Source organism: Bartonella sp. AA97HXZ, assembly GCF_042196985.1.
GTDB lineage: Bacteria > Pseudomonadota > Alphaproteobacteria > Rhizobiales > Rhizobiaceae > Bartonella.
Map to the genome: position 1 here is coordinate 1 of NZ_JBHIRC010000027.1, position 8067 is coordinate 8067.

The following is an 8067-nucleotide window of genomic DNA, read 5'->3' on the forward strand; positions in this document are numbered from 1 at the left end:
GTAGGGAAAGAACGTATAGGTATGTAATTTACGCGCATAAAGGCTTTGTAGGAATTAGATCTAAACTCAGATTCTCTTGGTTCTTATGTCATCTCTCCCTTTGTCCTATGTGTAGCCTGTATATCGTCATCCTCAAAACAATCTGCTAACTTTTTGTAACAAAAAACTGCAAACAATTCCTTGAACTCCAAACTATCTATACCACTAAATACTAAGGGGGGCGCATAGCTGGCCTAAACTCTCTTTACAGAAAACAAAACGCTGCACAAGAAAAACTCAAATGCTTGAATTTTTTCTTTCAACGTATGCGCTGATATTTGCTTGCATATCGTCTTAAAAATCCATTTTCCACCAAGGTTCGTCTTAATCTCGCAAAATCTAAAGTAAAAAGGCTACATATTTTTGATGTTTCCGTTTCGCGATAGTTTTTCCTATTTGAAATGCTTCTGCAATTTTTGTAAGTATATCTTCTGTTTCTAAATGGTGATCGCTAAAAATTTCCATATTTCGTACATTTTTATCTTCTAGCGCTTGCCATAATTTATCGATTGCTTGAAATCCCTCTGTTGTGTTTTGAATAAGACCAAGGTTTAAAAGACGATTAATAGATTTGTGAATGTTTTTGGTCTCTGAATTGACAAGTTTGAGGATATCAGAAAGAATTTTAGCACCAAGTATAATAACAGTATAGACAGCGCGTAGTGTCGGTGAGGTCATGGCAGAAATGAGCGAATTATAAGAAAAATGATTTGGCTGTGTTGCACATGGATATCAATAGAATATTATTCGTGCAGAATGTAGCTACCTTACGCTTGTCTATCCCATAATCCTTTAAGCTATGAGACAATTTGCAACGGCGTTTACAGAGCAATCTTTAAAGACCGTTTTGAGCTTTTTTGCCGCAGAGTGTGTTACAAAATCATAATTGAGTGATTTATGGCGAAGTGTTTTGAGTGCTCTTGTTGTGCCACTGGTTGCAAAAACTATATGTGACATGGAAGCTGCTTATTTTTTCGTTTGCATGAGGCAAAGGCAAGAAGCAAAGGCGGAGGCACCAACAATCATGCAAAAGGTGAAAGCGATATGATTGTTGAAATGGCTGATAATCCATCCACTTGTCCATGAGCCGGCGGCTTGGCCAATATTTGAAATAACAAGAATATAACTGAAAAGAACACTGGCAGAGAGGGATGGGGTTGTTTTCCCTGCTTGATAGTATATTTCTGGAATCATGATAGATTCATAGACACTGTAGGCAATTAACGCAGTCACAGCGGTAAAGACCCCACCTATGAGGAAAAATGAGGAGAAACTTCCCATAAAGCAGAGCAGATAAAAAGTTGATTTATCGGAAAGGCTGAGATGTTTATTAATTATTCCTTGCCAGATACAAATACTGATGCCAACAATTGAAAAGAAAATTCCACTATAAGGGGCGAGATTGCTGTCAAATTTACTGAGAAGTGTTGTGGTGGTGATGAAAATTCCCATGAGGAATGCACACAGCAAAGCCGTGACCAGCAAATAAGCAATAGAACGATTATGTATTATTGTTTTTAAAGAAGAAAGAAGAGCTTTTTTTGTTTTTTTATTCTTTTCAAGAGATAATGTTTTATTTGGGTAATGATAAACAATTTGAATGGATAGAACACAAAGATACAAACCAATGAGTGCAAAAAAAACCATTAAGAAGGTTGATGCGTTGTATTTTATAGCACTCGTTGCAACAAGAGGGGCGATAACGACAGCAGCATTTTGAAAAAAAGAATAGAGAGTTAATGCGCGCTTAAGAGCATTTTTATTCAGATGTTCTGATAAAATTTCTCTCAAAAATGGCTTTGAAATTGCTTTCGAAAAAGCCATTAAGGTAAAAAAGATCAACCATGCAGAAGGTGTGAGCGATAGGATAATGCACACAAAAGCGCTACTCCTTAAAATAAAGGCGCTAGCCATTAAGAGTTTACGCGAAAATCTTTCTAATAAACCTGTTGTGGTTACCATGAGAATGCTTTCAAGGATTACCGATCCAGCGAGATAAAAAGCAACATTGGCAGCAGTTATGAGAGAAGAGTTTCCAAGCAGAGGGAGTACAAAGAAAAAGGAAAATTCAGAAAGAAAAACTGTGCTATAGATGAAAAAAGGAATTTTATTTTTGCCCATGGAATTTCCATAGAAGTGTTGTTAAATGATCAAAGACATTTTGTTGTATCTTTTGAGGAAGTTTTGCCAGCCCTATTTCTGCTGTGCACATTTCGTTGAAATAGTATCTTTCTTGATTCACTAGCCAGTCCAATGCAAGAATATTGTTTTTTCTACGATGTTTTTAGAAATATCGAGCATGATTTGGATTGAGCAACAACACTGTGCCCGGATGTTCGCGCAACAATCGTAAGATCCATTGAGACCTTGATCCTATATCTTCTCCTGATGGTTTTGACTATTTCTAATTCTTTTTGATAACCACCCAATCCTTTTTGATAACCAATTGGCATCCCGCATTCTTTTTCTTCCCCATTGCATCTCTTGCGAAGAGAGCACGCTAATCTCATCTCCATAGATTGTCAACATATGAATGGGATGAATGATTTTGTAACCTTTTAATGAAATTATATTTTTTTAGTGGAAGGTTATTCATTCTCTTGAAATAGAGAAGAAAAACGATAGAGTTCGCTAATCATTTTTCAATTCTCTTTTAGCGCATGCGTTGATATTTGCCTCCATGGCGTTGTAAAAAACCTCTCTCAACAAGAGTGCGTCGTAATCGGGCAAAGTCTATCGTAAAGAGGTTGCATATCTTGGAAACTTCCGTTTCGCTATAGATTTTTTCCTTCTGAAAGGCTTCACCAATTTTTGATAGCATCTCTTCTGTTTCTAAATGGCGGTCGCTTAAATTTTCCCTATTCCGCTCATGTTTATTTTCTAGCATTTTCCACACTGTCTCTTCGGCTTGAAATCCTTCTGTTGTGTTGTGAATAAGTCCGAGATTCAAAAGGCGATTGATGGATTTGTGAATGTTTTTGGCATCTGAATCGACATGTTTGAGGATATCAGTAAGATTTTTTGCACCAAGGATAATGGCGGCATAAACAGTACGCAGTGTCGGTGAGGTCATGGCAGAGATCAGTGAATTGCGTGTGCTGCGTTTGTGAAGGGTTTCTTTCCCCATGGGCAAAAGATCATTGCGAATGGGAATTTCATTGATTTCTATGAGTTCTGCTTGGAGCGATTGTGCGCGTACAATTTGTTCGGCTGGGGTGCGTTTGCGAATAATCCCCAGACCACTTTGGCGATATTTGTGGTTTTCGGGGAGTGTTAAAGCTTCATAGGAGCCATCAAGCCGGTAGAGAATTTCTTCCCACAAAGGAGTTCTGACGCGTCGAACCCGCTGTTCGCCATTGAGAGCAATTGTTGTTGTTATGGTTGGTTCATGTAGACAAAGATAACCACCCGCGGTGATGTGTTCCCAAAGGGTTATAACAAATCGCACATCATCTGCGGGAGTACCAGCATCAAGCCAAGCAAAATCTATTGGTCCCCAAGATTTGAGCGTTTCATCATCAAGAGAGAAAAAATTCTCATGGATAAATGTTACAGTATCTTTTTCAATACCGCCTTGAAGCAGTTCTTGCCATGCTTCTTCGGCTGATTGACCTTCGACTGTAAAATCATCAATGGTGATAAGCCGAGGTTCGTAATTCTCAAGGATTCCTGAAGGATCAAGCAAAGCTGTGCGCTCTTCCCAGGTGGAAGATTCTAAAAGTTTTTTATCTTGTTGCCATGCTTGTTTTGCTTTTTGCAGTGCTTTAGCAATCAAGCGCGTACTATCACCAGCACCGATTTCAATGACTGTGCGCGGTCTTGCCATTTGAATAAGCGCATAAATGAGCTGTGCACTATTTTCTGTTCCCATGCCAGGTCTTATCAGCTGCATCTTTTTATCCTTATAATTTTACCAATCGTAGCATTCCTGCTTTTATAAAAAACTTTATTGAATCCTCTAGCGGATATTGAATACGTATTGGTGTGGTGGCTTGCTTCAAGAGATGTTTTGTTTTTTCATGAAGCCGGATTGTACGCCCATTGAGTTGATTAATGGCAAGACTGCCAAGAGAAGAATCTATGATAATACATGTTGGCTCTCGTAAAAGAGCGGTTGCATCATTTTCTGAAAATGCTTTTTGATCTGTTTCGATGAGACCGTGTCGTAAAAGTGATATCAAAAGACTTCCAGAGGCAAGAAGAGTACCATTGAATTGTATTTCCCTCAGTGATTGGACAAGGCAGCCTTCACGAAGTGCTTCAAATGTGGGAAAGTCGAATCCGCCAAATGCCGCTCCTTTTGTAGAAACAATGGTGATGGGTTGTATTTGCCGTTTGCCAATGAGTGCTGGTTTGTTTTTTATTATTTGTACATCTTTTGCCCATTGAACGCGTGATAAAGGATTGAGTTCACTTGGGTAGACAGCGAAAGAATTGATGGCTATGGGCGGCGTTGGTTTTTGCAATTCAAGTGTGTGGGAGCTCTCATGACAATCATGTCGCATATAGTCTGCCAGTTGCCACACATAGCCGCCTGTTCCATTGTAAAAGTTTAAGCCTATAGGATCTTGTTGCATGATGTTAAACCGGTTTCTATTTTGCTATAAACTAAATTTTGGGAATGGTTGTTAGCTCTTCCACACTCAAGAGTGGTTCATCAAAGTCTTATTGGTTGGTGTGGGGTTGTATGGGAGATACAACGATTTTATCGAGGGGTGATTGTCATGTCCTTTTGGGGTGTATGGTTTGCTTGAGAGCAAAGATAGCAAAGTCCGTTAACCATTATCATATTCCTTTTTTTTGTACGGCACTGTTCAAGATAAAACCTAATATGCCTGCGATCATTGTGGCGATGCTGATGATAAGGAGTGTGTATTGGGTGTGGTGCACTTTTACAAAACCTGCACTGATAAAACCAATGCACACGGCTGTTTGTAGGATGAAAATATAGGCGGGCATTTGACTGTTTCGTTGTTCTTTCTGGATGGCTTTCATCATAAAACTTGCCATTAGAGCATTTTGCACGCCGTTAGCACCTCCACGGATGAAAGATGATAACATCATCAACCATATGATATGTGTTAGGGATAAACAAAAAATTCCAAAGCCAATGGTTGCGGCAGCTAGTGATGCTCCCGCTGCATTACCAAGGCGGTGGAGAAGGCTGGAGAAGCAAAGTGGACCAACCACGAGTCCGAGGCTCGACATACTTGCAATCATTCCATAGACTTCTCCGCGTAAGTTTAGTTCAGTGCGTATACGAACAATCAGCAATACGCTTAGAGTGGAGGTAAGGATGATGGTGATGATGAGGGGAGAAAGAGCATAGACCACATTTTTTTTACGCAAGAGGCCTCTTAGGTCTAGCCCTTTTTTGCTTTGCTGTGTTGTGTTTGTTGTTTGCGTATGTATTTTTAAACTTTTAAAACAGTATATGGTGATCAAGGCTGCACAGAGAACCATGATGGAAAGTGCAAAGAGCCCTTTTTGCCCGTTTGATATTCCATACAACACGCCCCCTAACAGTGGTCCTGCAATATAGCCAAGATTACGAACTGTTTGGAGAATGCGGTTGATGCGATCTAGTTGGTGATCATTGTTGACCAATTCAGGCACAGTAACAAGCATAGCAGACCAAAAGAGTGAACCAGCACAGCCCAGTGCAAAAGAAAGGGCAATATAAAGCCAAAACTGGTTGGCGATTGCAGCTATAGCTACGAATATTGCTTGAAATAATAAAATAATGGGCACTGTTCGTGCAGGTTTGAAGTGATGCAAAAGATGCGGAGCAATAGGTCCCGCACAAATTGCTCCGATAAATCCTGCTAACAGAAGCATTGAAATGGAGGATGTGTTTTTTGCTAAGTTTAGAATAAGTGTGACTTGAGTGGTTTCATCAGCAAAACTGCTCAAGCCTAAAACGAAGAAAAGCCCTGTTTTGGACAAAATTATGGATTTTTTCTTTGTCACAATGCTCCCCAAGATGCCAAGGCTTTTACGGCTTTTAAAATTTCCTGCTGTGCATATTTATATGGGGTATCATTTAATTTTACTAGATCTAGTTTTTTTCCTGATGAAAGTTGAGAAAGGAAATGCTCTAGATGAGAGCTATATTCAAAGCTTGCACAATGTCCGTTTGCTGCGATGAGCAGTTCTTTTGTTTCAGTTAAGGGCACCCATTGCAGGGTTGCAGGTGGGCGAAGAGTGATTCCATTTTCAATTTCGGAGACGCCAACAAGGGGGCGACCGATGCATAAACGTGAACTTGTATCACAAATTAATTGAGAAACCAGCATATGGCGTTTTAAGGTACCATTTGCGATGGCGGAGTTTAGTGCAGAGTGTTGAAAAGCATTATCAGGGTTTAAATTTGCTCTTCCTGATGCGCGGATATCATGTCGCGTTCGATCATCAAGATGGAGTAAATGCGTGACATAATTTTTATGATGTTGTGCATCGTGTGCTGTTTCCCAAAAAGCAATATTGATATTTGCCGCGATATTTTTTCCAGTTTCAGCAACGTGGAAAGCATCATGGGGAAAGTAGGCAACACGGTCTGTACGGTTTTGCAGCGCAATTGCTGTTAATTTATGCGCTTCATATTCAGGATATTTTAGCCCTTGGAGGTCTTCTCGTGTACTGGGCCATGCAAACATTGTTTTGCCATCCTGTAGAGTAAAACCAAAATTATGAGCGTGATCCACATGTATCCCAACATGGGTGGAGGAATATCGGCCGATGAAGCAGTCAATATCTACGCGTCCACCAGGCCTAAAACCTAAAGAATGAGCTAATTGATCTGAAAACTGTTTTGCCACATCCCATAGAACAGGGGTTGCAGCGTATAATCCATAATACATGACCGCCCATTCTTGTCCTTCGGCATATTGGTCAACGCGGGCAGTATATTCTTCTATAGTTCTATCCGTATCTAAAACAAGAAAGTTTGAAAGAGTACGTGGACTCCGCACTCCATTAACCACTGTTACTACTTCGGATTTAGGATTAAGAGCTAAGAGTTTATGAGGATGTAGAGCGTATTGTCTTAAAGCATTCAAAACATCCCTTTCACCGAAAGGGATGTGTGAAATTGATAATTCAGCTGCTTGCTTAGCCCAAATCTTTTGAGAAAAGCTCTCTGAAAATAACTGAAACATGCTATTAAATAAGCTTAATTTTTAAAGTTGGATATGTAAATAGATCTGTATCAACAATACATTATTAAACTTCTAACGAACCATTCACATCAAGCTCATTTTGACAAATTTGAGCATCGTTACGCTGTGCATACTTATCAAGCATTATAGTTGGCACAACTTCGTCAGCAGTCAATTCAACAGCATCTTTTACTTCATTAAGTGAAATATTCATATATTTCCCCCTTATAGTTGATAAAAAAACAATGATAACCAAAATAAAAAAATTACCACTTATTTCCTCTTAGTATAGATTTTATTTTTTGTCAAATGTTATGTTGATTGCAAAGAGCATTTTAAATAAGAGGGCTGAATTTTAGAGTGATTAAGAAGAATTTACAAAAAAAGCTGCACGCATAGTGCAGCTTTTTATGTATTTGCTTTAAAGGTAGACGTTTTAAAGCATGAAAGTGTCTTTACGGCTTCTATAACCATAATAGCCAAAAACACTGGAAATAATGGCGCCTACCAGACTTCCTAAAAAGCCCCACCACCCCATATTGGAGGCTGTTTTTGTGGCTTTAGTCGCAGTGTTTTTTGCTCCCTTGATCGTATCCTCAAGATTGTCTGAGAGTGTTTCTGCTCGTTCTTCAAGGACTTTGATGGCTTTTTCGGTCTTTTCTTCTGCGCTTTGATAGAGTTGAACAGCATGGTTGGCTGCTGTTTGTGCATCCGAACGGGACATGCCATCTTTTATGAGCGCGTTGATGATATCACTTCGATCAAATTTTGTCGTGAGATCTTCTACACGATCAGACAGGCGCTCACCAAGATTTTTTAAAGTGGTGCGATAGTAAGAAGGATCATTTTTGAAAGCTGTTATCGCAGAACC

The 8067-nt window shown here is 39.5% G+C and carries 9 protein-coding genes and 1 pseudogene; all 10 read right to left on the reverse strand.

Going from position 1 to position 8067, the window contains the following annotated elements:
• Window positions 1–298: 298 nt before the first annotated feature.
• Window positions 299–442: a DUF2087 domain-containing protein gene (locus ACFINE_RS08715; protein ID WP_375621767.1), complete on the reverse strand. Its 144-nt coding sequence runs from the start codon at window positions 440–442 to the stop codon at window positions 299–301.
• Window positions 379–717, reverse strand: coding sequence for a hypothetical protein (locus tag ACFINE_RS08720; RefSeq protein WP_375621759.1), 339 nt, complete (start codon window positions 715–717; stop codon window positions 379–381). The genes ACFINE_RS08715 and ACFINE_RS08720 overlap by 64 nt, the downstream gene beginning before the upstream one ends.
• A gap of 114 nt (window positions 718–831) precedes the next feature.
• A complete protein-coding gene (locus ACFINE_RS08725) occupies window positions 832–996 on the reverse strand; it encodes a hypothetical protein (RefSeq protein WP_375621760.1) in 165 nt (54 codons plus the stop codon).
• Between the two features lie 9 nt (window positions 997–1005).
• Complete coding sequence (locus tag ACFINE_RS08730; RefSeq protein WP_375621761.1) at window positions 1006–2160, reverse strand: MFS transporter; 1155 nt, start codon at window positions 2158–2160, stop codon at window positions 1006–1008.
• Between the two features lie 532 nt (window positions 2161–2692).
• The gene (locus ACFINE_RS08735; protein WP_375621762.1) at window positions 2693–3931 is read right to left on the reverse strand and encodes a DUF2087 domain-containing protein; all 1239 of its coding nucleotides are present in this window, start codon (window positions 3929–3931) and stop codon (window positions 2693–2695) included.
• 10 nt (window positions 3932–3941) lie between these two features.
• Window positions 3942–4616: a hypothetical protein gene (locus ACFINE_RS08740; protein WP_375621763.1), complete on the reverse strand. Its 675-nt coding sequence runs from the start codon at window positions 4614–4616 to the stop codon at window positions 3942–3944.
• Between the two features lie 208 nt (window positions 4617–4824).
• Window positions 4825–6009: an MFS transporter gene (locus ACFINE_RS08745; RefSeq protein ID WP_375621764.1), complete on the reverse strand. Its 1185-nt coding sequence runs from the start codon at window positions 6007–6009 to the stop codon at window positions 4825–4827.
• Window positions 6006–7196, reverse strand: coding sequence for a hypothetical protein (locus ACFINE_RS08750; RefSeq protein WP_375621765.1), 1191 nt, complete (start codon window positions 7194–7196; stop codon window positions 6006–6008). The genes ACFINE_RS08745 and ACFINE_RS08750 overlap by 4 nt, the downstream gene beginning before the upstream one ends.
• A gap of 64 nt (window positions 7197–7260) precedes the next feature.
• Window positions 7261–7410, reverse strand: a complete 150-nt coding sequence (locus tag ACFINE_RS08755) for a hypothetical protein (protein WP_375621766.1) — start codon at window positions 7408–7410, stop codon at window positions 7261–7263.
• A 222-nt stretch (window positions 7411–7632) separates the two neighbouring features.
• Window positions 7633–8067 (reverse strand): annotated as a pseudogene (locus tag ACFINE_RS08760) (DUF3792 domain-containing protein); the annotation flags it as partial.

Coding starts and splice junctions, on each gene's coding strand:
- ACFINE_RS08720 (WP_375621759.1), bottom strand. CDS start 717: ATGACCTCACCGACACTACGCGCTGTCTATACTGTTATTATACTTGGT.
- ACFINE_RS08725 (WP_375621760.1), bottom strand. CDS start 996: ATGTCACATATAGTTTTTGCAACCAGTGGCACAACAAGAGCACTCAAA.
- ACFINE_RS08730 (WP_375621761.1), bottom strand. CDS start 2,160: ATGGGCAAAAATAAAATTCCTTTTTTCATCTATAGCACAGTTTTTCTT.
- ACFINE_RS08735 (WP_375621762.1), bottom strand. CDS start 3,931: ATGCAGCTGATAAGACCTGGCATGGGAACAGAAAATAGTGCACAGCTC.
- ACFINE_RS08740 (WP_375621763.1), bottom strand. CDS start 4,616: ATGCAACAAGATCCTATAGGCTTAAACTTTTACAATGGAACAGGCGGC.
- ACFINE_RS08750 (WP_375621765.1), bottom strand. CDS start 7,196: ATGTTTCAGTTATTTTCAGAGAGCTTTTCTCAAAAGATTTGGGCTAAG.
- ACFINE_RS08755 (WP_375621766.1), bottom strand. CDS start 7,410: ATGAATATTTCACTTAATGAAGTAAAAGATGCTGTTGAATTGACTGCT.